We start from the raw sequence: 25,555 nt of genomic DNA, 5'->3' as shown, positions 1-25,555 counted from the left end.
CCGGCCGCCACGAGCCGGCACGCTTGACGCGTACCTCAGCCGCCGAGGTCGATGATCTCCACGCCTTCGGGCAGGTACATCACCTGGGCGCAGTTGCGCTTGACCAGCTCGTCGCCCACCCGGTTGCCGGTGCGACGGTTGATCAGATCCCGCCAGATCTCGTTGCGACGGAAGAACTCGCCACCCTTGGTCAGGAATTCCTCATTGCGCGCCTGCACCCGGTAGGAGTGTTCGCGCTCCTGGTCGCAGCGCAGTTCGCCCTCCAGATAGCGATCGCCGACGCTGGTCAGCAGCTGGAAGGTGGCGTCGGTGTCATTGCGCACCACCAGATCCACGTAGTTGTAGACGATCGAGCAGCCCACGCCCCAGGGCAGCACCCGGCCATTGTCCGGGAAGGGGTCGAAGGAGTGCTCGGACCGCTCGACCACGGTGAGGTCCGAGTGCAGGAACATCCAGTGCAGCAGGTTGGCCAGCTGGCAGATGCCGCCGCCGACGCCGGGATGGGCCTCACCATTGGACAGCCGCATGCCCTCCACGAAGCCGCGTTTCTTGGTGCAGTTGCCGACGACCTTGTTGAAAGAGAAGGATTCGCCCGGCCGGATCAGCACTCCATTGGTCTGCTGGGCGGCCAGCCGCAGGTTGGTGACCTTGTTGTGCTGCAGCCACATCTCGGATTCGCCCAGCTGCCGCAGCAGCAGGGACTTGTGCACCTTCACCCGCACCGGCAGGGGCTCGGTGCTGCGCTCCTGCACCCAGTTCTCCTTGCCGGTCTGCCAGCGGACCCAGCGTCGGGTCTGGTGGTACTTGACGGCAAAGGGGTAGAGCCAGGGGTGGCGTTCGGACAGCGGAGCGCCCACCTGCAACCGGGTTGGCAGCTCGAAATCGACGGGGGTGGCGAGATCGGTCATGTCTCTTTGTACGTCTGACCAGTCGGCGCGGTTGCAGCGACTCTCCGGCAGGAGGACAAACGGCCGGTGAACACTCCGCGAAGGAGTGCCCACCGGCCGTCATGGGGTGCCGGTTGATCAGGCAGTCGGCTCGGTCTTGGCCGGCTTGGCGGTGGTGCTGATCAGCTCCTGGCCCACCTGCACGTCACCCCGCGCGATCTGGGCGACGTCGCCGAACTTCTTGGCATTGGTCACCAGCACCGGGGTGACCAGCGAGTAGCCGGCCTCCTCGATGATGCCGCGGTCGAAGGTGACCAGCGGGGTGCCGGCCTCCACCCGATCACCACGGGCCACCTTGACGTCGAAGCCGCGACCCTCCAGGTTCACGGTGTCGATGCCGACGTGGACCAGCAGCTCGACGCCGCTGTCCAGGGCGATGCCGAAGGCGTGACCGGTCTTCTGGGCGACGACGATCTTGCCGGCGGCCGGCGCGTAGACCGTGTTGTCCGACGGGTCGATGCCAACGCCCAGACCGACGGTGCCGGCGCTGAAGACCGGATCCGGAACCTCGGCCAGCGGCACGACGCGGCCGGCCAGGGGAGCGGTGATGGTGGTCACCGTGCCGGGAACCATGGCGGGCTTGACCACCTTGGCGGGCTTCTCCGCGACGGCGGTGGCGGCGCCGGCGGCCACCGCGGTACCGGTGGTGGCAGCGGCGGCGGCCGGGGCGACGGCGTGGTCGGTGGTGTCGGCCGCGGCGGCCAGCGGGTCGACGGCGGCCTCGTCGCGCTGGGCCAGGGCCTCGGCACGCTCCTCCTTGGTCATGTAGCCGCGGGCCATCACCATGGCCATGGCGGTGAAGAAGGCAGCGGTGATGGCGATCACGTAGAGCATCATCGGCTTGAAGACCGGGATGGTCAGCAGGCTGGTGAAGACGAAGGCATTGGTCTTGATGCCACCGTCGGCCATGCCCAGCGCGCCGCCGACGGCGATCACCAGGCCACCGACGAAGCAGCCCACCAGCATGGACGGATAGATCCGCTTGAAACGCAGGTGGATGCCGTACAGCGACGGCTCGGAGATGCCACCCAGCAGACCGGCGGCCAGGGCGCCGGAGGCGGTCTGGCGCATCACCACGTCCTTGTCCTTGAGCGAGAGGGCCAGCACACCCGCGGTGGCACCGAAGCAGGCGAAGTTCCAGGCACCCATCGGGCCCTGGATGAAGTCATAGCCCAGCGTGTTGATGTTGACCAGCATCATGGCGTTCAGCGGCCAGTGCAGGCCCAGCGGCACCAGGAAGGGGTAGACCATCGGGATGATCAGGGCGAAGACGAAGGGGAAGTGGGTGTTGACATAGGCCAGGCCGGCACCGATGGTGGCACCCAGCCAGACGCCGAAGGGGCCGATCAGGAAGGCGGTCAGCGGGATCATGATCAGCAGGCAGAAGAAGGGCACGAAGACCATCTGCAGGTTGGCCGGGAAGATCTTCTGCAGGAACCGGTAGAGAACGGCCAGGATGGCCACCATGATCAGCGGCACGAAGACCTGGCCACCGTAGTTGGCGAGCTGCATCGGCAGGCCGAAGATGTGTGCGGTGCAGATCGGGTCACCGCCGAAGGAGGGGGTCACGCAGGTGGTGTTGGCGGCCTTGGCCAGTTTGCCGAAGTCGGGCGTCATCAGCGCGAGCATGATGGCACCGCCGATCCACGGATCCACCTTGAGCTTCTTGGCGCCGTTGTAGGCCACCATCACCGGCAGGAAGTAGAAGACGCTGTTCCACATGGCGTCGACGAAGACCCAGCTGGCCGACTTGTCCTTGGCGCGGAAGTCGACGATGTGCAGGGCGTCGAGCACGGCGGTGATGGCGATGATCAGCGAGGCGCCCAGCAGCACGCCCAGGATCGGGCGGAAGCTGTCGGAGAGGAATTCGAAGAAGGCGTCCACCCAGGCGTGCTTGCCGCGCACGCCACCGGCGCGGGCCTCGGCCTTGATGTCGTCGGCGGACTTCGACGTGCTCGACGAGCCGGCCTTGGCCATCTCCGGCAGGGCCATGATGTCGCTGTAGGCGTTGGCGACGGCGCCGCCCATCACCACCTGGTAGCGGTCTCCGGACTGGGGCACGGCGCCCATCACGCCCGCGATCTTCTCCATCTTCGCCTTGTCGACGACGGAGGCGTCATTCAGTTCGAAGCGCAGACGGGTGGCGCAGTGGGTGAGGCTCTTGATGTTTCCAGGCCCACCGATTTCCTCGATGATCTGCCTGGCCTGTTCTGTGGCCATGGGGCTACTTTCTCTGTTGGGAGTGAAGGGACAGCGCGCATCCGCAAAGGGAAGTGGGACGCACTTGACGGCTGTCCGGAGGCAGCGCAGCAGAGCGGCTGAGTTCGGCCTCCTGCGATAAATTACCTCACCTCCTACCAGTCGTCGGCAAGCACCCCCTCACTATTACCCCAGCGAGTGGGACAAAGGTGCCCTCGCAAGGTGCTTTGATGTGGGTCATGACTGTGCTCGTGCTCTCGGGGACCACCGCTGGCCGCCGCCTGGCGGAGGCGATGGTGGCGCGGGGCATGGTGCCGCTCAGCTCACTGCCGTCGGGCAGCACCGAGCAACCGCCGGGGCAGGTGCGCCACGGCGGTTTCGGGGGCGCAGCCGGGCTGGCGGACTGGCTGCGCAGCCACCACGTGGAGGCGGTGGTGGATGCGACCCACCCCTATGCGTCGACCATGAGCCGCAATGCCTACCAGGTCAGCCGAGCGCTCCAGATCCCCTTCCTGCGGGTGGTTCGCCGAAGTTGGCGGGAACGCGCAGATGCCAACGACTGGTACTGGGTGGCCGATCACGACGAGGCCTGCCGGGTGGCCGGACGGATCGGTGCCCCGATCTTCCTGGCCGTCGGCCGGCAGCCGCTGTGGCACTACCACCTGCTGCCCTCGCCGGTGACCGTGCGGGTCTCGCGCGACGACGGTTTTGAGCGCCCCGCCGACTGGCACGTGATCGAGGCGCGGGGTGCCCAGAGCCTCGACGTGGAACTGGGGGCGCTGGAGGGCCAGCGGGTGCTGGTGGCCCGGGATCTGGGCGGCACCGACCATGCCGCCAAGCTGGAGGCCGCCGCCCAGCTCGGCGTGCGGGTGGTGATGCTCAGCCGCCCGGAGCTGCCGGGCCAGCAGGCCGCCAACCTGGACGAGGCACTGGCCTGGCTGGCTCGGGTCAGCCTGCGCTGAGATCCAGCCCGGCCACCTCGCCGATGATGGTGACCGCCGGGGGACTGATCTCGCTGGCCAGTTCGGCGATCCGGTCCAGCGGGCCGCGGACCTGGGTCACGTCGGGCCGGCCGGCCTTGGCGACCACCGCCACCGGCGTCGTGGCGGGCAGGCCGCAGCGGATCAGCTCCGCGGTGATCTCGGGCAGGTACTTCACGCCCATCAGCACCACCAGCGTCGTGCTGGTGCGGGCCAGCGCCGACCAGTCCAGCCGGGAGCGCTCGTCGCCCGGCGGCACGTGGCCGCTGACCACGGTGAAGCCCTGCACCAGGTTGCGGTGGGTCACCGGCACGCCGGCCAGGGCGGGGGCGGCGACGCTGGAGGTGACGCCCGGCACCACCCGGACTGCGACTCCCGCGGCGGCGCAGGCCTGCCACTCCTCACCGCCGCGGCCGAAGACGAAGTTGTCGCCGCCCTTGAAGCGCACCACCCGCTTGCCGGCCCGGGCGTGGGTCACCAGCAGCTCATTGATCCGCTCCTGCGGGACGAATTCGCCCCGGGGGTGTTTGCCCACCCAGATCTGCTCGCAATCGGCGGAGCACTCGGCCAGCGACTCCTGCGGCGCCAGGTGGTCCACCAGCACGACGTCGGCCTGGCGCAGCGCCTGCAGTCCGGCGACGGTGAGCAGGCCGGGGTCGCCGGGGCCGCCGCCAACCAGGGTCACGGTGCCGGCTTGCAGGGGTGCCAAGGTACCCGCGGTGGGCTGGGTGTTCTCACGATTCATCCGGATTTCCTTCTCAGCGGTGGGGTGCTGGGTCATGCTGTCACAGCGCCAGTGGGCGGGTCGCGGCCCACTGCACGATGGGACGGGCGGGTTTCCACGCGGTGAAGTTGCCGAGCGCCTCCGCGGAGTCCAGCTGCAGCCGGGCCAGCGAGCCGCCGTGACGGCGATGCCAGTCCACGGCCAGCGCCTCGGTCTCCAATGTGACGCCGTGCACCACGATCCGCCCGCCGGGGCGAAGCGCCGGCCAGCACACCTCCAGCACAGCCTGGCTGGCGCCGCCACCGATGAAGACCGCGTCCGGAAACGCGCCCGTTTCGGCCAGTTCGGCCAGCCGCTCGGCGGCCTCGCCCAGCCGCAGCTCGACCCGCTCGGCCAGCCCGAAGCGGGCGATGTTGCGCCGTGCCCGCTCGGCCCGCTCCGCCTTGCGCTCGAAGCCGACGGCCCGGGCGTTGGGCGCGGCCAGTGCCCATTCAATGGCCACGGCGCCCGACCCGACCCCGACATCCCACAGCAGCTCCCCGGCGGCCGGGCGGAGCTGGGCCAGCGCCATCGCCCGCACGGCGCGTTTGGTGATCAACCCATCGTGCTCGAAGCACTGGTCGGGCCGCCCGGGGACGGGGGAAAGGTCCCCCGCAAGGGGGTCAGCATCTAGCGGCATCAGGCATCCTTCGCAGTCTTCGGCCCTAGTAGGGCGGCGATCTCGTCAAGGTGGCGGGGCCGTCCGGCCAGACCCAGTCGGGCGGCCAGTTCCAGTGGCCAGGGGCGGTGCAGCCGGGCGGCGTGCAGCAGTTCGGCGTCGTTCAGCAGCTCGGTGGCCGGGCCCTGGCGCACGGTTCCGTCGAGCACGACCGCCGCCTGCTCGCTCCAGGCCAGCGCCAGATCCACGTCGTGGGTGGACAGCACGACGGTGGTGCCCCGCGCGATCAACCGGTCCAGCGCCGCCAGCATCTCGTGCACCCCGGCCGGGTCCAACCCGGCGGTTGGCTCGTCCAGCAGCAGCACCCGGGGACGCATCGCGACGGCGCCGGCCGTCGCCACCCGCTTGCGCTCGCCATAGGAGAGCTGGTGGGTGGGGCGTTCGGCCAGGTGGCTGACACCCAGCAGCTCCAGCGCCTCGCTGACCCGTGCCCGCACCTCCGCCTCGTCCAGACCCAGGTTCATCGGGCCGAAGGACACGTCCTGACGGACGTCGGCGCTGAACAGCTGGTCGTCGGGATCCTGCAGCACCAGCTGCACCAATCGACGGTGTTCGCGCAGCCCGTCGCGGGTGCGGCGCAGCACCCGTCCGTCGACGGCGATGCTGCCGCCCGACGGTTGGTGGGCGCCGGACAGGCAGCGCAGCAGGGTGGTCTTGCCCGAACCGTTGGCGCCCAGCAGCGCCAGCCGCAGGCCGTGCGGCAGGCGCAGGTTGGCACCGTGCAGCACCTCGTTCCCGGGATATCCGGCCACCAGGCCGGTGGCACACAGCACCAGACCGTCGTCGGCGGGGCGGGAGGAGTCGGCGATCACGGGCAGCATGCTCTCAGCCACGGGCCACCACCGCCCAGACCAGCACCCAGATGGTGGCCAGAGCGGCGCCGGTGGCCAGCAGGAAGCGGGGGGAGGCGGGCCGTTCGACGCCCAAGGTGGTCAGCGACGACTCGTAGCCGCGCCCGGCCAGGCCATCCTCCAGCCGTCGGGCCTGGTTCCAGGAGCGCACCAGCACGGCGCCGACGGCATCACCGGCGGCCTCGACGCGGCGGCGCAACGGCGCGGCGTCGCCCAGCCGGGCGGCCTGTGCCTGGCGGATGCCGACGGCGGTGGCCAGCAGCACCCACAGCAGCCGGTAGGTGAGCGAGGCCACCTCCAGCAGCGGGTCGGGGATCCGCCAGCGACGGCCCCAGGTGATCAGGTCCACCATCGGGGTGGTGGTGGCCAGCACCATCAGCGCCAGCGCACCCGCGATCCCGTGTCCCACCAGTGCGGCGGCCCGCCACAGCCCGTCGGTGCCCAGGCTGAGTGGGCCCCAGCGCCACAGCAGGCGGCTCTCCGCGGCGGGGGAGCCGACGCCGAGCGCCACGGAGGCGGCGCCGATCAGGATGAAGGCCAGCGGGCCGGCCATCACCGCTGCCAGCACGCCGGGGCGGATTCGCGCGGGGCCGAGGATGGCCGCCAGGGAGACCAGCGCCACCAGCCCGGTGCCCGGCCAGGGGGGTGCCACCAGCGCGGTCAGCACCAAGCCGACGCTGAGCAGGGCCTTCTCGCCGACGCGACGACGCCGCCAGGGGCTGTCCCAGGCGGCGTCGTCGACGCTGGTCAGGTGCACCTCAGCCGTCCGTGCGGCCGAGCTTGACGCGTTCGGCGCGCCGGCCGCGCAGGTTGCCCAGGGCGAAGCCGAAGGCTCCGGCGCCCAGGGCGGCCTGCAGCGCGAACAGGCCGGACTCGATCTCACTCGAGCCGGGCTCGAAGATCGGCTCGAACCAGGGCTCGACGCCCTTCTCGGCCAGCACGTCGGTGACGGCCGCGTCGGTGCCGCCGAAGGCTTCGGCGTCGGCGTCGGTGGGGCGTGGTGCCAGCGCCATGGACAGGGCGAAGATGAGCGCGATCGCGCCCAGCAGGGCGACCGTGATCCAGCCGCCCGTGCGGGTGGCGGGGGCAGTGCCGGTGGTGGGGGTCAGGGTGGTCTCAGACATGGACGGCCTCCTCGCGCTGGTAGCTGGCGGAGCGCGTGCCGAAACCGGCCACGCCCAGTCGCTGCAGCTCGGGCAGCGCCACCTTGGACAGGAAGCGGAAGACCAGGATGCCCAGCAGGCCCTCCATCACGGCCAACGGGATCTGGGTGACGGCGAAGATGCCCAGGAACTTGGCCAGCGAGCCGGTGAAGCCGCTACCGGCGTCGGGGTAGGCGATGGCCAGCTGCAGCGAGGTGACGCAGTAGGTCACCAGATCGGCGAAGAACATGGCGCCGAAGATCCCGACGTACCACGGCAGCTTCGCCTTCTTGGCCAGCAGGTAGATGCCGTACCCGGCCCACGGCCCGGCGATCGCCATCGAGAAGACATTGGCGCCCAGGGTGGTGATCCCGCCGTGCGCCAGCAGCAGCGCCTGGAATATCAGCACGATGGTGCCCAGGAAGGCCATGATCGGTGGTTTGAACAGCACCGCGCCCAGACCGGTGCCGGTGGGGTGCGACGAGCTTCCGGTGACCGACGGCAGTTTGATGGCCGACAGGACGAAGGTGAAGGCGCCGGCTGCGGCCAGCAGCAGCTTGTTCTCCGGGCTCTTGCGGGATTCCGCGATCACGGCCTTGGCACCGTGGATCACGAAGGGGGCACTGGCGGCGTACCAGATGGCACACTGCGCCGGTGACAGAAAGCCTTCAGCGATGTGCATGAAGTGACTCCTTCTCGAGATGACGCGTCTCGGATCGGTTGGGTCTGCCGTCGCGGTCGAGTTCCTGACTCCCAGCCCTGCGGTGGTGAACTTCAGCGGGTGGACACAGTGGCGCGACCGTGCCGGCTCAACCGGCTTCCTCGCACCGCGATGGCATCTGTAGTTGTAGGGCCGACTATGCCACCCGAGGGGGCCGTCGGGTAGTTGGGATCAAGCCAGTTGGGCGGTATTGCTGGTCTCGGCCGTGGAGGCGATCGCATTGATCGCCGCGACCGCCATCGCGGAGCCGCCGCGGCGGCCCTTGACGGTCAGGTAGTCCAGCCCCAGGTCATTGTCCACCAGCGCCTGTTTGCTCTCCGCGGCGCCGACGAAACCGACCGGGATGCCGATCACCGCGGCCGGCTTCACGCCGGTGTCGCGCACCAGCTCCAGCAGCCGGAACAGGGCGGTGGGGGCATTGCCGAAGGCGACCACGGCGCCCTCCAGCCGGGGCAGCCACAGCTCGACCGCGGCCATCGTCTTGGTGATCTGCTTCTCGGCCGCCAGCGCGACGGTCCGGGGCTCCTGCAACAGGCAGACGACGTCATTGTCCCGCGGCAGCCGGGAGCGGATGATGCCGGTGGCCACCATGGTGGAGTCGCACAGCACCGGAGCGCCGGCCAGCAGCGCCTGCCGGGCGGCCGTGACCACGCCGGGGCTGTAGGCGATGTCACCGGTCAGGTCGGTCTGGGCGCAGGCATGCACCATCCGGGCCGCCACCTGGGCCAGATCGTCGGGCAGCCGGTCCAGCCCGGCCTCCTCGCGGATGATCCGGAAGCTGTTGGCGTAGATCTCCGCGCCGTCGGTCAGGTACTCATAGGTGGCCATCTCAGCCCTCCTCGCTGGTCAGCGTGTCGATGATGCGTTGCCGCAGCCGCACGGAGCCGCGCGGATCGCGGTTACCGAGCACCCCGACGGTGAAGTCGCCAACGGTCTCGGTGGCCGGGGTCCAGGCGGTGCCGTGGTGGGCGTCGTCGGCGCGGACGCAGAAGACCCGGGCCGCCTCGGCCGCCTCGGCGAGGGCCTGGTTGGCCTCGGGGTCGTCGGTGGCGGCCAACACATACCAGGCGCCGGTGATGTCGGCGGGGGTGGCCGGGCGCTGCTGCCAGCTGATCCGGCCGGCGGCGGCCAGTTCCTGCACCTGCGGCCGGGCCCGGGGGGCCACCACCTCCACCAGCGCACCGGCCTCCAGCAGTCGGGTCAGTCGACGGGTGGCCACGGCCCCGCCGCCGGCCACCAGCACCCGGCGGCCGCGCAGGTTCAGCCCGCTGAGGTACATCGGGGATCCGGCAGCGCCCTGCAAGGCCAGGGCCTCCGCGTCCCGCACCGCATCCCGGTAGCGTTCGGCCACCACCGCGGCCAGTTCCACGCACGGGCCGATCACCTCGGCCACCCGCAGCTCGACGTCGGGATGGCTCACGCCCCAGGCGGCGGTCTGTTCCCGGACCCAGCCGTCCAGTCGGCCGGTGAACAGGAAGTTGGCGGCCACCACCACCCGTCGGGCTCCCAGCAGGGCGGCCCGGTCCAGCGCGCCCGGCAGATCCGGCGTGGTGACCTGGATGAAGCCGGGCAACACCTCGGCCAGCTCGTGTGTCTCCCGGACCAGCCGGGTCAGCGCCACATGGTCCGCATTGGCCTGCGCCACCAGCGACCCACGGCCCACCAGCACCACCATGGTCTCGGCCGGCTGCCAGGCGGGTTCGACGGCCAGGGCGCTGGCGATCCGCTGGTCCAGCGCCTCCAGCAGCTTCGGATGGGCACCCAGGTGCGGCGTGAGGGTGACGTCCTCCAGATGACCGGTGGCCAGGGCGCCGCGGCCGATCATCTCCGGGATGTCGCGCTGCACGTGCGCACCGGTGCCCAGCATCAGCGGCGTCACCACCACCTGCTCGTGCCGGCCCAGCAGCTCGGCCACCACCTCGTCGATGTGCGGTTCCACCAGTTCCACGTGCCCCAGCCGCACCTCCACTCCGGGTAGTTGCTCGGCCACCAGCTGCGCCAGCCGACGGCAGTCCTGTTGGCCGCGTTCCAGACGGGTTCCGTGGGCGCCGATCACCAGGGCGGGCGGGTGGCTCATCGCTCCTCCTGCAGGGGCTCGGACGTCTCGGCCATCCAGTGGTAGTCGCGCGGCGTGACCACCAGTTCGCGGCCAGACCCGGTCGGGACGAAGCGGGTCAGCGACGAGCCGACCACCACCAAAGAATTCATGTCCACCCACTCCGGCTGGAAGTCGGCCAAGGTCGAGGTGATCACCTTCTGCCGCTGCCGGCTGGCCTGCTGCACCACCGCCACCGGGGTGCTCGGCGGCCGGTGCGCCCCGAGGATCTCCAGCGCCCGTGGCAGGTGCATCAGCCGGGTGCGGGAGCGCGGGTTGTAGAGCGTCACGACGAAGTCCCCGACGGCTGCGCCCTGCAACCGCTGCTCGATCACCTGCCAGTCGGTGTGCAGGTCGCTCAGCGAGATGGTGGCGTGGTCGTGGCCCAACGGCGCGCCCAGGATGGCGGAGACCGCCAGCTCGGCGGTGACCCCGGGCACGATCTCCACGTCGATCCCCATCGTGCCCTGTTCCAGCACGGGGGAGGCCATCGCGTAGATCGCCGGGTCGCCGCCGCAGACCAGCACCACGCGCTCCCCGGCGCGGGCGCGGTCGATCGCCAGCGAGGTGCGGGTCTGCTCGGTGCCCATCTTGGAGGCGTAGATCTCCGCCCCGGGGCTGACCAGATCCCGGATCTGCTTCACATAGGGCCCATAGCCCACCACCAGGTTGGCCCGGCGGATCGCGTCGCGGGCGCGGGGGGTGAGCAGGTCACGCGAGCCGGGGCCCAGGCCCACCACCTGCAGCAGGCCCCGCACCGGCAGCCTGCCCACGGCGCAGGTGGCATTGGCCGACTTGTGCTTGGGAACCACCAGCTCTGCGCCATGCGCCAGCACCGACGCCTCGCTCACCGACGGGCAGCCGACGTGTCGCTGCGCCTGCTCCGACGGGTTGGGCACAGCATGGGTGGCCAGCTCGTCGGCCGGGTAGTCGGTCAGTCGCAGCCCTAGCCGGTGGGCCAATTGCAGCAGCCCCAGCTCACCGGCCTTGACGTCGACGGTGGTCAGCGCGGTGACGCTCGACGGGTGCAGCCCGGCCTCGGCCAGGGTCTGGTGGAAGAGCTCGTCCAGTTCGTCGACGTCGGTGCCCTTGTTGCAGCCCATCCCGACCACCAGGCTCCTGGGGTGCAGGGTCACGGTGGGCAGGGCCTCGGTTGCGGTGTCGGCCTCGGCGGCGTCGGTGACCACGATCCGGGCCACCGGCTTCCGGGCGTCGACGCTGACCGAGGGGGCCAGCTGCGGCACCGGGAAACCCAGCGTGCGATCCAGCAGCACCGGCTGCTCGTCCAGCATGGCGCGGGTGACGGCGGGCAGGTCACCCTCGTAGGCCCAGCCCAGCAGGTCCAACGCGGGGATACCGACGACGTCGGTGGCGGTGGTCAGCACCGCGGTGCCGCCCAGCGCATCAGAGATGGCCCGGGCCAGCTCATTCGCGCCGCCCACGTGCCCACCGACCAGCGGGACGGCGAACTGGCCGGCCTCGTCCACCACGACGACGCCAGGGTCGCTCTGCTTGCTGGCCAGCAAGGGGGCGATGATCCGCGCGGTGGCGCCCAGCGCCAGGTGGCTGATGATCAGCTCGGCGGCCGGCCACGCCTCGGGCAGGGTCCGGGCCAGCGGACCCTCGACGATGGTGGTCTTGTTGCCCAGCGCGCGATGGATCCGGTCGGCGTGCTGGCGGGCGGCGGGGGAGTTGACCAGTTGGGTGATCGGGACGTCCTGCCAGTTCCTCATGCCGTCCTCTCCGCGCCCTCGGGGCGGATGATGTGGGTTGGGTCCAGCTCGGCCAGGGCCGCCAGCTGCTCGTCGTCGAGTGTTTCCGCGACCACCCAGGTGGGGGCGGCGACGGGGCGCGGCTGCTCGTCCAGGTCGATCACCGCGGCGCGCTGCAGCCGGGCCAGGGAGGCGACCTCGCGTCCCAGCTGGCCCTGCACCCACAGCAGATCGCCCAGGGCGGGCAGCATCCGGCAGAAGAGCTGCGCGGCCTCCGGTGAGACCTCGGGCACCGGGTCGCAGGGGCGGGGCGAGCCCAGCCGCCAGCCCACCTCGCTGGGGGCCTCGGGGTCGATCACCAGCACCACATTGGGTTCCAGGATCTCCTCGACGTCCAGGGCGGTGCGGACGTCGAACTCGCGGACCCGCTCGTCGTCCTCACCGAGCCGCTCGCACAGCACCAGCCGACGTTCCAGGTCGGCCAGCCCGGCGGCCAGTTCCCGCAATCCATGGGTGGGGCTGGTCATCACCGCCACCTTGCCGCAGGCGCGGCAGGCAGCCAGGGCGGGGCTCAGCGGGCGGCCGTGGGTGCTGACCACCTCGGCGTCGTCCCAGGGCATCCCGATACGGGAGAAGGACTGGGCGATGGAGCTGGAGCGCGGCATCACCGTCAGTTCCAGCCCGGCGGCGCGCATCCGGCGCACGATGCCGAACAGGCCGGGGTCTCCGCTGGCCACCACCATCACATTGGCGTCGGGCCCGGCGGCGATGATCTGCGGGATCGCCTTGCTCATCGCGCCCAGCACGACGCGACGTTCCTCGGGCACGTCCAGGGCGTCCAGATGCCGGGCGCCGCCGACCACCAGGTCGGCCGCGGCGGCATCGCAGATCATCTTCAGCCCGGGCTCTCCCAGATAGCCTTGCACTCGGATCATTGCTTCTTCTCCTGCTCGATGGACGATTCGGCGGTGAGTCCCACTGCTCCCTCGGTGCGCAGCTGCTGCTGCGCTCGGGGATCGGCATGGCGGTACTCGTGCCGGAAGCCGGGGTGGTAGAGGTGGCTGCGACGGGCCATCGGCGCTTCGGCGAGGGCGGGCCCCACCAGCACGACGGTGTGTTTCCACAGCTTGTGTTCCCTCATGGTGGCCGACAGCTCCTGCAGTTGGCAGCGCAGCATCATCTCGTCGGGCCAGGTGACCTGGTAGCCGATGATGCAGGGGGTCTCGGGCGGGTAGCCGCCGGCCAACAGCTCCTCCTGCAAGACCTTGTTGCGGGCGGCCGAGAGGTACAGCGCCATGGTGGCGCCGTGGGCCGCGAAAGCGCGGACCGTCTCCTTGGGCGGCATCGGGGTGCGACCGCCCTCCAGCCGGGTCAGGATCAGCGACTGGCTGACCTCCGGCAGTGTGATCTCGACGTCCATCCGGGCGGCGGCGGCGCTGAACGCGCTGATCCCCGGGATGGTCTCGTGGTCGACGCCCAGCCGGTCGCACAGCTCGCGCTGCTCCGCGGTGGCGCCGTAGATGCTCGGGTCGCCGGTGTGTACCCGGGCCACCAGGATTCCCTCGTCGCGCGCCCGGGTGTAGTAGGGCTCCAGCGCCTCCAGCGGCAGGCTGGCGGAATCCACCACCTCCGCGTCGGGCCTGTGGTTGGCGACGATGTCCGGGTGCACCAGGCTGGAGGCCCAGATGATCACGTCGGCCTGCTCGATGGTTCGGGCGGCGCGCAAGGTCACCAGATCCGCGGCACCGGGGCCGGCGCCGACGAAGACCACCTTGCCCGGGGCCTTTCCCGTGGGTTCGGCACTCACAGGGCACCTCCCGTCGTGTGTCGCTCGGGTGTGGTCAGCACCGCGGAGAAGTAGGGCGCGGTGGCATCCTCGTCCAGCTCATCGAGGCTGGTCAGGCTCTGTTCCGGGAGGCTGACGAAGCTGCCCACCACCCCGGTGCGGCCGTGCCGGGCCAGCTCGGCCCGCAGCGCCGGCAACTGGCGTCCGCCCTTGTAGATGCACACCGCATCGGCGGCCTCGAGGACCGCGCCCAGCCCGGCCAGATCCCGGGTGGCTGGTACCAGGGCCAGCACCTCGGTGCCCTCGCACAGCGGCGTGCCGCTGGCGGCTGCCAGCGCCTGCATCGCGGTGATCCCGGGCACCAGTTCGGTCTGCACGTCGGGGCGGGCATCGGTGACGGTGCCGGCCAGGTAGCTGAAGGTGGAATAGATGCTCGGGTCGCCGACGGTGGCGAAGACCACGCTGTGCGCGCCCGCCGCGAACTGCGCCAGGGCTGCGGTGGCCGAGGCCTGCCAGCTCTCCTCCCGACGTGGGGTGACGCCCCGCCGATCCGCCATCGAGAAGGGGATCCGGATGATGCGCGCCTCGGGGACCACCGCGGTCACCACCTGCTCCGCCCGCCCGGGCCCGTCGCCGGAGCTCTCGGTGGTGGGCACCAGGACGGCGTCGGCCTCCCGCAGCAGCCGGGCTGCCTTCAGGGTGACCAGTTCGGGGTCACCGGGGCCCACGCCGACGCCGATCAGGCGCGGCGCAGCGGTCGGGGTGGTAGTGGTCATGAGGCTCCTTCAGGTCTCTCGCCCGAGTAGTCGACGCGGATGACCTGGGGAGTTCCTGACTGACGCCGCACGGACGCTCACAGTGGCGGGACCGTGCCGGATTCTCACCGGCTTCCTCGGGCCAGGTCCGTGGCCAGTGTGGCACAGCTACTACGCAATGTCGTGTCGGGGTCGCTCAGTAGACCTCCAGTTGGAACAGCGTGCCATCGGTGGGCAGCCGCACCTCCAGCTCGTCCAGCTCGGTGTCGTCGGGCAGCAGCCAGGCGACGGTCTGACGAGGCCACTGGGCCTGGCCGCCGCGCAGCTCCAGCTCGCGCCAGCGCTGCTCGGCGGCCGAATTCCGGGCCCGCACCGCGGGTCTCAGCGGGTTCTGGGCGGTGAGGGTGAGCAGCCGTGGCCGCCACGGCTGCTGCCAACGGGCGCGCAGGACGGTGCCCGCCACCAGGTGCACCGGGTGGCTGCCGGTGTTGTCCACCAGGCGCTCCAGGGCCGCCGTGGGGGCGCCGGACCAGAGCGCCGACCAGCTGCGATCGGTACGCCACGGCCCCCAGCTGCGGCCCAGCTCGCTGGTGGACAGACTGCCGGGGCGGCTGTCCACGCCCCATTCGGTGGCGTGCTCGGACAGTTCGAAGCAGAGTTCCACCTCGCCGCGCAGCTCGGCCACCCCGATCGCGACGGCCGGCCAGGGCTCGCCATTGCGGGTCACCGACGCGAGGTACGCCCCGGTGCCGGTGGTGCGGATGGTCAGGTTGCCCTCGTCGCGGCGCCAGGTCATCGGGGTCAGTGGCGCGCCCAGCACGTACTCGCCGCTGCCGGGTGCCAGCGGGTACAGGCCCATCGCCGCCCACAGCCACCAGGCGCTGAGCTCGCCATTGTCCTCGTCACCGGGATAGCCCCGGCCCACCTCGGAACCGGTGAACAGGCGGGTCAGCGCGTCGCGCACCACCCGCTGGGATTGCGCCGGGCGGCCGACGTGCAGCGGCATGAAAGGGATGTGGTGGGCCGGCTGGTTGCTCGGCGCGCACTGGCCCAAACCGACGGCCTGCGCCTCCCGCATCTCGTGGATCACCCGACGGTAGTGCCCCGGCCGGTCCGCGTCCTCCGGCGTGGTGAACAGCCGGTCCAGATGGTCGGCCAGCGCCCACTCACCACCATGCAGCGCGGCCAGCAGGGCGCCGTCCTGCGGCAGGCTGACGCTCATGCCCCACCCGGTGGTCTCCGTGTAGTCCCCACCCCAGTCCAGCGGATTGAACTCGGTCCGGCTCCAGCGGCCGTCGGCCCGACGTCCACGCAGGAATCCCGTCCGGCCATCGAAGAGCTGCCGGATGCCCAGGGCACGGTTGGTGAACCAGGCCGCATTCGCCCGGAACCCGTCGGCCTGTTCCGGCACGCCCAGCTCGTCGGCGCGCCCGGCCAGCCGGTCGGACCAGCGGGCCAGGGCGGCATCGCAGACCGCATTCTCGATGCTCCAGCTGAAACCCTCCCGGGTCTCGCTGCTGATCCAGCCGCGGAAGCGGCCGCCGCCGATGCCCTTGCGGCCCACCGTCGCATCCGGCGGCGGGCAGCTGGCATTGCGCACCGCCGAGGCGTAGGCGGTCAGCTCGTCGAAGTCGATGCCGTGGGCGCTGGCGTCGGCGAAGATCACGTCGCTGCTGGTGCCCACCATCGAGTCGACGTGGCCGGGTGCGCTCCACCGGCCCATCCACCCGGATTCGGTGAAGGCGGGCAGGATGCCGTCCAGCAGGTCGCCCGCCGATTCGGGGCTGAGCAGGTGGAAGGCGGGCCAGCAGGTGCGGTAGGTGTCCCAGTAGCCGTGGTTCACGAACAGTCTGCCGGGTAGCACCGGCGACGCGGTGTGGGTGGGGCGTTGTCGTAGCCGGGCGCGGGCGCCGATCGGCTGGAAGGGCGACGCGTGTACCCATCGGGGCTCCTCGGCGGTGCCGGCATTCTCGTGCATCGCGTTGGGCCAGGTGTGCAGCCGGGTCAGGTTGGACCAGGCGATGATGCGCTGCTCCCCGGTGGCCTCGGGCAGCTCCAGCCGGCCCAGCACCTGTTCCCAGGCATGCTGCGCCCGGAGCCGTACCTGGTCGAAGTCGGCCTCGCCGATCTCCAGCGCCAGGCTGTGCCGGGCCTGGTCAACACTGATGAAGCTGGTGGCCAGCAGCACCTCCAGCTGGTCCCCCTGGTCGGGCGGCAGTTCCAGCACGACGGCCTGTCGACGCCCCCGGGCGGGCCGCCGGCCGAGCAGCCCCTGATGCGGATTGGCCAGCACCCGGACCCGCTGCCGGGTCTCGCCGTAGCAGAAGCCCACCGGGTCACGCTGGCGTCGCCCGAAGCCGGGGGAGGGTTCCAGCCGACCGGTGATGACGGCCCGGCCGTCGGGCAGCAGGTCGGCACGTAACCAGCCGTCGCCGGGCAGGTCCAGCAGCACCCCGCAGGCCTCGTCGGTGGTGAAGGTGCAGCGGAAGGCCGCCGCATGGTCGGTGGGGGTGACCTCGGCGACGGTCCCGTCGGCCAGCGCGACCCGGTAGTGGTGTGCCCGGGCGTGCTCGTCGTCGTGGCTGAAGGCGATCGCTCGGCGCTTCGGATCGGTGTGGGCGTGCCCCGTCCACGGCATCAGCTGCAGCCCTGCCCGGTCCCCGATCCACGGCGACGGCTGGTGACTGAAGGCCAGCGCCTGCAGCCTCAGCCCGCCGGGCGGATTCCACTGGTAGAGCCATTTTCTGGTCCGGGCGTCGGTGACCGGGGTGAGCAGGTTGAAGCCGTGCGGAAGGCAGGCGGCCGGCAGCGTGTTGCCGTGGCTGAAGCCGGCCGACGAGTCGGTGCCGCGGGTGGTGCGGACGTAGTCGGTGACCGACAGGGCAGATTCTGGCACCGCACCATTCGAGCACATCGGGTCGCCCCTTGGTTGCGAAATACGCGGCACGGGCCGCCATCCAGAGGGACGGCGGCCCGTGCGCGGCCTACGAGCGAATCCTTGTCAGATCGCGAAGTAGAGGTCGAACTCGTACGGGTGCACGCGCTGGCGGATCTCGTCGATGTCGGCCCGCTTGATCTCGATCCAGGTCTCGATCAGGTCGGCGGTGAACACGTCGCCCTGCAGCAGGAACTCGTGGTCGGCCTCCAGCGCCTTCAGGGCCTCCTCCAACGAGGCGGGCACCTGCGCCACCTGGGCGTGCTCCTCGGGCGGCAGCTCGTAGAGGTCCTTGTCGATCGGCTCCGGCGGCTCAATCCGGTTCTGGATCCCGTCCAGGCCGGCCAGCAGCATGGCGGAGAAGGCCAGGTACGGGTTGGCCGACGGATCGGGGCAGCGGAACTCGACGCGCTTGGCCTTGGCATTGCTGCCGGTCAACGGGATCCGCATGCAGGCGGAACGGTTGCGGGCCGAGTAGACCAGGTTCACCGGCGCCTCGAAGCCCGGCACCAGGCGGTGGTAGGAGTTCGTCGACGGGTTGGTGAAGGCCAGCAGTGCCGGGGCGTGCTTCAGGATGCCACCGATGTACCAGCGGGCCAGGTCCGAGAGCTGGCCGTAGCCGTTCTCGTCGTAGAACAGGTTGGTGCCGTCACTCCACAGCGAGCTGTGCACGTGCATGCCGGAGCCGTTGTCGCCGTAGATCGGCTTGGGCATGAAGGTGGCGGTCTTGCCGTTCACCCAAGCGGTGTTCTTCACCAGGTACTTGAACAGCATCACCTTGTCGGCGCTGGCGGTCAGGGTGTCGAAGCGCCAGTTGATCTCGGCCTGGCCGCCCGTGCCGACCTCGGAGTGGGCGCGCTCGGTCTGCATGCCCAGCTTCTCCATGTGGGCGACGATCTCGTCGCGCAGCTCGCAGAAGTGGTCGACGGGGGCGACGGGGAAGTAGCCGCCCTTCAGCTTCACCTTGTAGCCGCGGTTGCCGCCCTCCTCGACGCGGCCGGTGTTCCAGGCGCCGGCCTCGGAGTCGATCTCGTAGAAGGAGCCGTTGGTCTTGGTCTCGAAGCGCACGTCATCGAAGACGTAGAACTCGGCCTCGGGGGCGAAGAAGACGGTGTCGCCCAGGCCGGTGGAGGCGAAGTAGGCCTCGGCCTTCTTGGCGATGGTGCGCGGATCCCGGTCGTAGGGCTCCTTGGTGATTGGGTCGTGCACGAAGAAGTTGACCACCAGGGTCTTGGAGACACGGAAGGGGTCGACGAAGGCGGTGGTCGGATCGGGCATCAGCGCCATGTCCGACTCGTGCACCTTGGTGAAACCGGTGATCGAGGAACCGTCGAAGGACAGGCCCTCCTCGAAGACCTCGGGGCCGAAGGCGGCCGCGGGAACCGTGAAGTGCTGCATGACGCCGGGCAGGTCGCAGAAGCGGACATCGACGGTCTCGATGCCCTCGTCCTTGATGTACGCCAGCAGGTCATCGGCGCCTTGGAACATGTTTCCTCCAGGTGGAACTCTCGGGTGTTGGCATGACGCTATCGGGCCTGCATTGCCCGATAGTTCCGGCCATGTAACAGCGGTGTTACATGGCCGGTATCCTCTCACCCATGACCCAGGCCGTGCAGATGGAGGACCAGTACCCCGGCGAGAGTCTTGGCCTGCCCGAGAAGGGACGGGGGTCCCTGGCCACCTGGAATGCCCGGCTTGCGGCCCTGTTGATCGACTGGGCGGCCTGCATGATCCTGGCCCGGCTGCTCTTCGGCGACGCGGTGCTGCATGGCTTCGACTGGCGGCGCTTTGCCCCGATGGGGTTGTACTTCCTGCAGAAGACGGTGCTGACCGCGCTGACCTCGGGCTCCTTCGGGCAGCTGATCTGCCGGATTGCCGTGGTCAGGCTGGACCACCAGCCGATCGGCTGGCGGCGTGCGGTGCTGCGGGCTGCCATGAAGGTGCTGGTGCTCCCGGCCGTCGTGATCGGTGCGGAGCGCCGGGCGCTGGACGATCTGGCACTGGGCACCGTCGTGATCAACCGTCGCTGAGGAGTGCCGTGTTCATCGTGATCGTGGCGCGGGGGGTTCCCAGCCCGCGCACCCCGCTGTGGGGGATCTTCGAGCTGGATCAGGCCCGCGCCCTGCGGGCCGCCGGGCACCGGGTGGCGATCGCCGCGCTGGACGTGCGCTCGCTGCGCCGCTGGCGTCGCTTCGGACTGCGGCACGAGGTGGTCGCCGGGATCGACGTGCACACCATGAGCCTGCCGGTGGGGCGAGTGCCCAGCTCTGTGGACCAGGCGGTGCTGGACCGGGCCTTCGACATGGTCTTCACCCAGATCGTCGCGGCGCACGGCACACCCGACGTGGTGCACGCCCACTTCACCAAGTACGCGCTGGCGGCGGCCCGCAGCGACCGGCGTCGGCAGTTCAAGCTGGTGGTCACCGAGCACAATTCCAAGTTCAACCCGACGTCGATCCCCTTCGACCTGCGCCTCAGGGCCACCGAGGCCTACCGGCGCGCAGATGCGGTGATCGCCGTCTCCCAGGCACTGGCCGACGTCATCACCGACAACTTCGACCTGCCCGTGCGGGTGGTGCCCAATATCGTCGACGTCGTCACCTTCGCCCGGCTGCCCCGCAAACCCCACCAGGGGATCCGGCTGGTCACGGCCGGCAACCTGTTGCCCCGCAAGCGGATGGTGCTGCTGGTCGACGGCTTCGCCCGGGCCTTCGCCGACCGGCCCGAGGTGAGCCTGACCATCATCGGCGAGGGTCCCGACCGGGAGGTCATCGAGGCACACGCCCAGCAAGCGGGGCTGGCCGAGCGGGTCACCCTGCTCGGGCAGCGCACCCGTGCCCAGATCGCCACCGAGTTCGCCGACGCCGACGGTTTCGTGCTGCTCAGCGAGTGGGAGACCTTCGGCGTGGTCTACATCGAGGCGATGGCCGCTGGGCTGCCCGTGCTGGCCTCCCGCTGCGGCGGCCCGGAGGGCTTCCTGCACGAGGGCGTCGGGATGTTCGCCGACACGGATTCCGTCGAGGCGTTGGCCGAGTCGTTGGCCACCTTCGTCGGCCACTTCCGGGACTGGGACGCCGACGAGATCCGGGCCGATGTGGTGGCCAATTTCGCCCCCGATCGGATCGCGCAGCAACTGGGCGAGGTCTACGCCGAGGTCGCCCGACGCTGACCCGTCACCCCCGCAGGACGTGGCCCACGCGGGCCCACCTGACCCAGACGGTGAAGCCTTGACCCCCGTCGCAGGGGTCAAGGCTTCACACGGTGGGGCGAGCTACCCCGTGGGGGGTGGGTAGTGGCAATCAGCTCACTCGGTCACCTCGAAGGTGATCTTCTCGGTGGAGACCCGTCCGTGGGCGTCGGTGGCGCGCACGGTGGCGGTGTGGGTACCGGCCTCCAGATCGGTCGGCAGACCCTGACGCCACAGGTGCATCGAACGATCGGCGGGGGAACCGCCGTGCACCAGCTGCTCCTGGACGGCGGCCGGATCGGAGTACTCGGCGCCGACGTACTGCCCCTCGCCGGTCATCGGCTGGGTGCGGGTGGCCTGCTGGGCCCGACGGCCGTCGATCGAGACCATCACCTTCGAGCCGGTGGAGCCCATGAAGAAGTTGGTGGTCAGCCAGCTGCCGGACAGGTCGTCCTTGCTGATCTTCAACGGGTCGGCCAGCGGCGCGGCATTGCCGGGCTTGGGCTTCTTGGCGGGCTTGTTGGCCTTGTACCAGGCGCGGTAGGCGGGGGTGTTCAGGCCCAGCTGCATCTGGTCGGCACCCTTGTCACCGCGCACGGTGAAGCGCTCGGTGAAGCGATTGCCCTTGATGTCCAGCGTCACGACACCGGGCAGGCCGCCGTCGCGCTGCACGGCCAGTGGGTAGCCGCCCTCCAACAGCTTGCCGCTGTACCAGTCGCCGGAGATGGCGCCGGAGGTGATGTGCGGGAAGGGCAGCTTGGTGACGCCGAAGATGTCCTGCCAGCCCGCCATCGAGTCGCCCTTGCGCATGTTCTCGATGCTGTGGGTGTGGCCGGAGACGGCCACCGCCTTGCGGCCCTTGAGCAGCTTGTAGACCTGCTTGACCTCGTCGATCTGGTGCTGCTCGCTGCCCTGGTCGGCAAAGGTGAGCAGCGGGATGTGCCCGGCCACCACGATCAGCTTGTTCTTGGGAACCCGGGCCAGGTCCTTGCGCAGCCACTCGAGCTGCTTCTTGCCCAGGGCGCCGTTGTAGCTGCGTCCCGGCACCGGGTAGTCCACGGTGTCCAGGCTGACCACGTGCACCCGGCCCACGTCATAGGAGTGGTAGGTGGGGCCGAAGGTCGCGCGGTAGGTGTCATAGGCGTGGGCGCGGTTCTTGGCGTCGTAGTCCAGGTCGTGGTTGCCGGGCAGGAAGCGGGCCGGGCCGTTCAGCTTGCTGGTCAGCTGGCGGATGCCGGGGTAGAGGCTCAGGTCGTCACCGACGATGTCGCCGATGAACAGGGCGCCGCAGCCGCGGTAGTCGTCACGCTTGGACAGGTCGTTGAAGGCACCCTTGGCGGCGTACTCCGCCTCCTTCTTGGTGTAGGTCTGGATGTCGCCGCCGATCAGGCAGTCCTGCTCGCTGCCGGCGGTGGCCGTGCTGGTCACCATGCCGAAGTTCACGGCCTTGGGCAGCGGGCCGGTGGGCTTGATCCCGCCGAACTTCAGCTTGGGCGAGCCCTGCGGCAGGTGGTTGTAGTAGTACTGCGCCACATTGGAGGAGTCGACGGGCACCTGGTAGCCGGCGGGCTGGGAGACGAAGACGGTGGTGTTGTCGTCGACGGTCAGCTGGTACTCGCCGCGACGGTCGGTGGCCACCACGGTGCGGCCATTGGAGACGCTGACGCCGGGGATGCCCTTCTCGCCGCGGTCCTTGACCGAGTTGCGGTTGGCATCGACGAAGACGGCGCCGCGCAGCACGCGGGCGTCGGGGTTCTTGCCGGGGACGACCTGGACCTGGCCGCGGTAGACGTCGTCACCGGGGGCCGGCAGCTCGGGGGCCGCGGTGGCCGAGGGGACGGTGGTGAGCAGGCTGGCGCTGAGCGCCAGCGAGGTGAGGCCGCCAACCAGGGCGACGCTGCGACGGGAACGTGGGGTGGACGAGGTGTTCACGAGGGTTCCTTCCAGTGGGGTGGGTGCCCCGACAGGGGCGGTTCCCAACCTAGGAAGGGGTGGTGAAATCCAGATGACCGCGACGAGAAACCTTGTGGGCCGTTTCCCAACCAGACAAGGAAAGCGACGCCTTTGGGGAAGCGGAAAGGCTCAGTCTTCGATGACTTCTGCCGCCTCCAGCCAGGCCAACTCCAGCTCATCGTGCTCGTCGCTGGCCACCTGCAACTCGGCCTGCAACTCGGCCAACTTTGCGTAGTCGCTGGCGTGGTCGGCCATCTGGGCGTGGATCTTCTCGATCCGGGCGCTGAGCTTGGTCATCTGGCTCTCCAACCGGCTCAGGTCCTTGCGGGCCTGGCGGATCTCGGCGGCCGAGGCCCTCGGGGCGGCGGCGGAGTCCGGGGTCGCATCGCCGGCGGAGGCGGCGTCGGCGGTCAGCTGGGCGCTCTTGCCGGGGCCGGTCTCCCGATTGCGGCGATGTGCCAGGTATTCGTCGACGCCACCGGGCAGCAGCACGCAGCGGCCGTCGCCCATCAACGCATAGGTGTAGTCGGTCACGCGTTCCAGGAAGTACCGGTCGTGGCTGACGATGATCATGGTGCCCGGCCAGGTGTCCAGGTAGTCCTCGATCACCGTGAGGGTGTCGATGTCCAGGTCATTGGTCGGCTCGTCCAACAGCAGCACATTGGGCTCGTCCATCAGGATCCGCAGGAAGCTCAGCCGGCGTCGCTCACCACCGGAGAGCTCGCCGATCCGGGTGACCAGCTTCTCCCCGGTGAAGCCGAATTCCTGCAGCAGGTTGGAGGCCGACGTGTCCTTGCCGGTGGCCAGCTTGGTCTCGGCCTTGAGTCGGTTGACGCTCTCCAGCACCGTCTCGCGTTCGTCCAGTTCCCCGATGTGCTGGCTCAGGTGTCCCAGCCGCAGGGTCTTGCCCTGCTTGACCCGCCCGGAGGTGGGGGAGAGTTCGTGGGCCAGCAGGTTCAGCAGCGTGGTCTTGCCGGCGCCATTGACACCCAGCAGCCCGATCCGGTCGCCCGGGCCGATCGACCAGGTGAGCTGGTTCAGCAGGGTGCGCTCCCCGAAGCGCAGCGTCACCTTCTCCAGGTCGAAGACGTCCTTGCCCAGGCGGCTGACGCTGAACTGTTCCAGGGCGAGCCGGTCGCGCGGCGGCGGCACGTCCTCGATCAGGGTGTTGGCCGCCTCGATCCGGAATTTCGGCTTCGACGTCCGGGCTGGTGCCCCGCGACGCAGCCACGCCAGCTCCTTGCGCACCAGGTTCTGCCGGCGGGCCTCATTGGCCGCGGCCTGCCGGGAGCGTTCGGCGCGGGCCAACACATAGGCGGCGTAACCACCGTCGTAGGGGTCCACGACGCCGTCATGCACCTCCCAGACCCGGTTGCAGATGGCATCCAGGAACCAGCGGTCGTGGCTGACCACCAGCATCGCGATGCTGCGCTGCTGCAGGGCATTCAGGTGGTCGGCCAGCCAGGCGACGGCCTCCACGTCAAGGTGGTTGGTGGGCTCGTCCAGCACCAACAGGTCGTGCTGGCCGAACATCAGGCTGACCAGTGCGGCCCGGCGTCGTTCCCCGCCGGAGAGACGGCCCAGTTCCGCATCGAGCTCGATGTCGGCCAGGAGGTGTTCCACCACGGCCCGACGGTAGGCATCACGGGCCCAGACATGGTCGGGTTCGCCGGCGACGATCAGGTCCCGCACCGTCTGGCCGGGGATCACCTCTTCGGCCTGGGTGAGCACCCCGATGGAGACCGATCCGGTGCGTGTGACCCGGCCGCCGTCGGGCTCGATGGCGCCGGTGAGCACCTTCAGCAGGGTGGACTTGCCGTCGCCATTGCGACCGACGACGCCGATCACGTCGCCCTTGCCCAGACCCAGCGAGACTTGGTCCAGCAGGGTGCGGGTGCCGTAGGTCTTGGTGACCTGTTCGGCATTGAGGAGGTTCTGTACCGCCACGATGTACGGGTGCCGCTCAGCCGCGCATGGCGCGACGCGAGCCCTGCTTGGGCAGCGGACCCTTCGGGATCGGCATCCGGGCGCGGACGGCATCCATGGCGCGCAGCCGCTTGGTCACCTCGTCGATCTTGGTGGCATCCAGCTGCTTGGGCAGCTTCTTGATGTGGTCGGCCAGCTTGTTCAGCGGCACCTGACCGGGCGCATCACCCATCTGCACGGTCTGCACCGTGACGCCATAGGCGGTCTGCTCGTGACGCTTCACCTCGGTGGCCAGCAGTGACTTCAGACGACCGGGATCGCCCTCGCCCACCAGGATCAGGCCGCCGGGGCCCACAACCCGGTGCACGACGTCCATCTGCCGGGTGGCATTGATCGCCGGGGTGGACTGCCAGCCCTTGGGCAGCATGTTCAGCGCGATCTCGGCGGAGCCGGGCTGACCCTCGTAGCGCTTGTAGACCGAGTTCTTCACCCGACGGGTGAACAGGAACATCGCCACGGTCATGCCGATCATGATGCCCATCACCAGCCAGAACCAGATCGGCTTGACCAGCAGGCCCAGGACAAGGCCCAGCAGCACGGGGCCGAGGAACCCGGCCGCCAGCACCAGCGGGAGTTTCGGATCGGCTTCCTTGGTGATCCGGTAGCTCTCCTTGATCTGGCGCATCTGGCTCCAGTCGCGGGGGTCGGAGGAGTTCTTCTTGCGTTCCTTCTCCGCCTTGACCTGGGCCTTCTGCTTGGCTGCCAGTTCCTTGGCCTTCTCGCTCGCCATCGTCGCTCCGGATCATCTCTCGAGTGTGGTGCGGCCCCACTGCGGCCGCCGACCAATCCTAGCCGGGAACGAGCCGCGGGGGGGTCCCCCCTTTTTTTTTTTTTTCCCCCTCTTTTTTCCCCCGTTTTCCCCCC

The 25,555-nt window shown here is 69.9% G+C and carries 22 protein-coding genes and 1 riboswitch; of the genes, 3 read left to right on the top strand and 19 right to left on the bottom strand.

All coding sequences use genetic code 11. The features are described 5' to 3' along the window. Nucleotides 1-35 precede the first annotated feature (35 nt). On the bottom strand, nt 36-908 hold the full coding sequence (locus AAEX57_RS04765; protein WP_342090889.1) for a VanW family protein: 873 nt from the start codon (nt 906-908) through the stop codon (nt 36-38). A gap of 117 nt (nt 909-1,025) precedes the next feature. After that, nucleotides 1,026-3,167, bottom strand: coding sequence for a glucose PTS transporter subunit IIA (locus AAEX57_RS04760; protein ID WP_342090890.1), 2,142 nt, complete (start codon nt 3,165-3,167; stop codon nt 1,026-1,028). Between the two features lie 218 nt (nt 3,168-3,385). Here AAEX57_RS04760 and AAEX57_RS04755 point away from each other — a divergent pair, with 218 nt between their 5' ends. Then, on the top strand, nt 3,386-4,108 hold the full coding sequence (locus AAEX57_RS04755; RefSeq protein ID WP_342097754.1) for a precorrin-6A/cobalt-precorrin-6A reductase: 723 nt from the start codon (nt 3,386-3,388) through the stop codon (nt 4,106-4,108). On the opposite strand, the gene cobA is transcribed toward AAEX57_RS04755, so the two are convergent. The 14 genes from cobA to glnA form a co-directional block, all read right to left on the bottom strand. Next, a complete protein-coding gene (cobA, locus tag AAEX57_RS04750) occupies nt 4,095-4,871 on the bottom strand; it encodes a uroporphyrinogen-III C-methyltransferase (RefSeq protein WP_342090893.1) in 777 nt (258 codons plus the stop codon). The two genes, AAEX57_RS04755 and cobA, sit on opposite strands and share 14 nt — an antisense overlap. A gap of 40 nt (nt 4,872-4,911) precedes the next feature. Then, nucleotides 4,912-5,529 (bottom strand): precorrin-6Y C5,15-methyltransferase (decarboxylating) subunit CbiT, encoded by a 618-nt coding sequence (cbiT, locus tag AAEX57_RS04745; RefSeq protein WP_342090894.1) that lies wholly within the window; start codon nt 5,527-5,529, stop codon nt 4,912-4,914. Next, nucleotides 5,529-6,389, bottom strand: a complete 861-nt coding sequence (locus AAEX57_RS04740; protein ID WP_446721075.1) for an energy-coupling factor ABC transporter ATP-binding protein — start codon at nt 6,387-6,389, stop codon at nt 5,529-5,531. The genes cbiT and AAEX57_RS04740 overlap by 1 nt, the downstream gene beginning before the upstream one ends. Nucleotides 6,390-6,393: 4 nt before the next feature. After that, nucleotides 6,394-7,176, bottom strand: a complete 783-nt coding sequence (gene cbiQ, locus AAEX57_RS04735) for a cobalt ECF transporter T component CbiQ (RefSeq protein ID WP_342090896.1) — start codon at nt 7,174-7,176, stop codon at nt 6,394-6,396. 1 nt (nt 7,177) lies between these two features. Further along, nucleotides 7,178-7,543 (bottom strand): energy-coupling factor ABC transporter substrate-binding protein, encoded by a 366-nt coding sequence (locus AAEX57_RS04730; RefSeq protein ID WP_342090897.1) that lies wholly within the window; start codon nt 7,541-7,543, stop codon nt 7,178-7,180. Further along, entirely contained in the window at nt 7,536-8,243 is a 708-nt protein-coding gene (locus AAEX57_RS04725) for an energy-coupling factor ABC transporter permease (protein WP_342090898.1), read from the bottom strand. The genes AAEX57_RS04730 and AAEX57_RS04725 overlap by 8 nt, the downstream gene beginning before the upstream one ends. 210 nt (nt 8,244-8,453) lie before the next feature. Next, complete coding sequence (locus tag AAEX57_RS04720) at nt 8,454-9,110, bottom strand: precorrin-8X methylmutase (RefSeq protein WP_342090899.1); 657 nt, start codon at nt 9,108-9,110, stop codon at nt 8,454-8,456. A gap of 1 nt (nt 9,111) precedes the next feature. After that, nucleotides 9,112-10,359, bottom strand: coding sequence for a CbiX/SirB N-terminal domain-containing protein (locus tag AAEX57_RS04715; protein WP_342090900.1), 1,248 nt, complete (start codon nt 10,357-10,359; stop codon nt 9,112-9,114). Further along, nucleotides 10,356-12,110 carry a precorrin-3B C(17)-methyltransferase gene (gene cobJ, locus AAEX57_RS04710; RefSeq protein ID WP_446721064.1) on the bottom strand — a complete coding sequence of 585 codons (1,755 nt, stop codon included), beginning with the start codon at nt 12,108-12,110 and terminating at the stop codon, nt 10,356-10,358. The genes AAEX57_RS04715 and cobJ overlap by 4 nt, the downstream gene beginning before the upstream one ends. Continuing rightward, the gene (gene cbiE / locus AAEX57_RS04705; RefSeq protein ID WP_342090901.1) at nt 12,107-13,024 is read right to left on the bottom strand and encodes a precorrin-6y C5,15-methyltransferase (decarboxylating) subunit CbiE; all 918 of its coding nucleotides are present in this window, start codon (nt 13,022-13,024) and stop codon (nt 12,107-12,109) included. The genes cobJ and cbiE overlap by 4 nt, the downstream gene beginning before the upstream one ends. Beyond that, nucleotides 13,021-13,896 carry a precorrin-4 C(11)-methyltransferase gene (gene cobM / locus AAEX57_RS04700; protein ID WP_342090902.1) on the bottom strand — a complete coding sequence of 292 codons (876 nt, stop codon included), beginning with the start codon at nt 13,894-13,896 and terminating at the stop codon, nt 13,021-13,023. Before cobM ends, cbiE begins: the two co-directional genes overlap by 4 nt. After that, nucleotides 13,893-14,651, bottom strand: a complete 759-nt coding sequence (gene cobI / locus AAEX57_RS04695) for a precorrin-2 C(20)-methyltransferase (RefSeq protein WP_342090903.1) — start codon at nt 14,649-14,651, stop codon at nt 13,893-13,895. The genes cobM and cobI overlap by 4 nt, the downstream gene beginning before the upstream one ends. Nucleotides 14,652-14,680: 29 nt before the next feature. Next, nucleotides 14,681-14,792, bottom strand: a riboswitch (cobalamin riboswitch). Between the two features lie 34 nt (nt 14,793-14,826). After that, nucleotides 14,827-17,526 carry a GH92 family glycosyl hydrolase gene (locus tag AAEX57_RS04690; protein WP_342090904.1) on the bottom strand — a complete coding sequence of 900 codons (2,700 nt, stop codon included), beginning with the start codon at nt 17,524-17,526 and terminating at the stop codon, nt 14,827-14,829. 105 nt (nt 17,527-17,631) lie between these two features. After that, entirely contained in the window at nt 17,632-19,053 is a 1,422-nt protein-coding gene (gene glnA, locus AAEX57_RS04685) for a type I glutamate--ammonia ligase (RefSeq protein ID WP_342090905.1), read from the bottom strand. Nucleotides 19,054-19,163: 110 nt separating this feature from the next. On the opposite strand from glnA, the gene AAEX57_RS04680 reads away from it, so the two are divergent. Together AAEX57_RS04680 and AAEX57_RS04675 are read left to right on the top strand one after the other, a co-directional pair. After that, the gene (locus AAEX57_RS04680) at nt 19,164-19,595 is read left to right on the top strand and encodes an RDD family protein (protein ID WP_342090906.1); all 432 of its coding nucleotides are present in this window, start codon (nt 19,164-19,166) and stop codon (nt 19,593-19,595) included. 8 nt (nt 19,596-19,603) lie between these two features. Further along, on the top strand, nt 19,604-20,734 hold the full coding sequence (locus tag AAEX57_RS04675; protein ID WP_342090907.1) for a glycosyltransferase: 1,131 nt from the start codon (nt 19,604-19,606) through the stop codon (nt 20,732-20,734). Nucleotides 20,735-20,869: 135 nt separating this feature from the next. Here the strand turns inward: AAEX57_RS04675 and AAEX57_RS04670 are convergent, their stop codons facing one another. The 3 genes from AAEX57_RS04670 to AAEX57_RS04660 all read right to left on the bottom strand — a co-directional run bounded on the left by AAEX57_RS04670 (nt 20,870) and on the right by AAEX57_RS04660 (nt 25,421). After that, nucleotides 20,870-22,684, bottom strand: a complete 1,815-nt coding sequence (locus AAEX57_RS04670; RefSeq protein WP_342090908.1) for a calcineurin-like phosphoesterase family protein — start codon at nt 22,682-22,684, stop codon at nt 20,870-20,872. 150 nt (nt 22,685-22,834) lie between these two features. Then, a complete protein-coding gene (locus tag AAEX57_RS04665; protein WP_342090909.1) occupies nt 22,835-24,652 on the bottom strand; it encodes an ABC-F family ATP-binding cassette domain-containing protein in 1,818 nt (605 codons plus the stop codon). 16 nt (nt 24,653-24,668) lie between these two features. Then, nucleotides 24,669-25,421 carry a DUF4191 domain-containing protein gene (locus AAEX57_RS04660; RefSeq protein WP_342090910.1) on the bottom strand — a complete coding sequence of 251 codons (753 nt, stop codon included), beginning with the start codon at nt 25,419-25,421 and terminating at the stop codon, nt 24,669-24,671. Nucleotides 25,422-25,555 lie beyond the last annotated feature (134 nt).

This window comes from Luteococcus sp. H91, assembly GCF_038433135.1.
Classification (GTDB): Bacteria; Actinomycetota; Actinomycetes; order Propionibacteriales; family Propionibacteriaceae; genus Luteococcus.
This window is presented reverse-complemented; position numbering and strand designations above follow the sequence as displayed.

Bases quoted from the DNA above. Each gene is read 5' to 3' on its own strand.
- AAEX57_RS04765 (WP_342090889.1), bottom strand. From the start codon at position 908: ATGACCGATCTCGCCACCCCCGTCGATTTCGAGCTGCCAACCCGGTTG.
- AAEX57_RS04760 (WP_342090890.1), bottom strand. From the start codon at position 3,167: ATGGCCACAGAACAGGCCAGGCAGATCATCGAGGAAATCGGTGGGCCT.
- AAEX57_RS04755 (WP_342097754.1), top strand. From the start codon at position 3,386: ATGACTGTGCTCGTGCTCTCGGGGACCACCGCTGGCCGCCGCCTGGCG.
- cobA (WP_342090893.1), bottom strand. From the start codon at position 4,871: ATGAATCGTGAGAACACCCAGCCCACCGCGGGTACCTTGGCACCCCTG.
- cbiT (WP_342090894.1), bottom strand. From the start codon at position 5,529: ATGCCGCTAGATGCTGACCCCCTTGCGGGGGACCTTTCCCCCGTCCCC.
- AAEX57_RS04740 (WP_446721075.1), bottom strand. From the start codon at position 6,389: ATGCTGCCCGTGATCGCCGACTCCTCCCGCCCCGCCGACGACGGTCTG.
- AAEX57_RS04730 (WP_342090897.1), bottom strand. From the start codon at position 7,543: ATGTCTGAGACCACCCTGACCCCCACCACCGGCACTGCCCCCGCCACC.
- AAEX57_RS04725 (WP_342090898.1), bottom strand. From the start codon at position 8,243: ATGCACATCGCTGAAGGCTTTCTGTCACCGGCGCAGTGTGCCATCTGG.
- AAEX57_RS04720 (WP_342090899.1), bottom strand. From the start codon at position 9,110: ATGGCCACCTATGAGTACCTGACCGACGGCGCGGAGATCTACGCCAAC.
- AAEX57_RS04715 (WP_342090900.1), bottom strand. From the start codon at position 10,359: ATGAGCCACCCGCCCGCCCTGGTGATCGGCGCCCACGGAACCCGTCTG.
- cobJ (WP_446721064.1), bottom strand. From the start codon at position 12,110: ATGAGGAACTGGCAGGACGTCCCGATCACCCAACTGGTCAACTCCCCC.
- cbiE (WP_342090901.1), bottom strand. From the start codon at position 13,024: ATGATCCGAGTGCAAGGCTATCTGGGAGAGCCCGGGCTGAAGATGATC.
- cobI (WP_342090903.1), bottom strand. From the start codon at position 14,651: ATGACCACTACCACCCCGACCGCTGCGCCGCGCCTGATCGGCGTCGGC.
- glnA (WP_342090905.1), bottom strand. From the start codon at position 19,053: ATGTTCCAAGGCGCCGATGACCTGCTGGCGTACATCAAGGACGAGGGC.
- AAEX57_RS04680 (WP_342090906.1), top strand. From the start codon at position 19,164: ATGACCCAGGCCGTGCAGATGGAGGACCAGTACCCCGGCGAGAGTCTT.
- AAEX57_RS04660 (WP_342090910.1), bottom strand. From the start codon at position 25,421: ATGGCGAGCGAGAAGGCCAAGGAACTGGCAGCCAAGCAGAAGGCCCAG.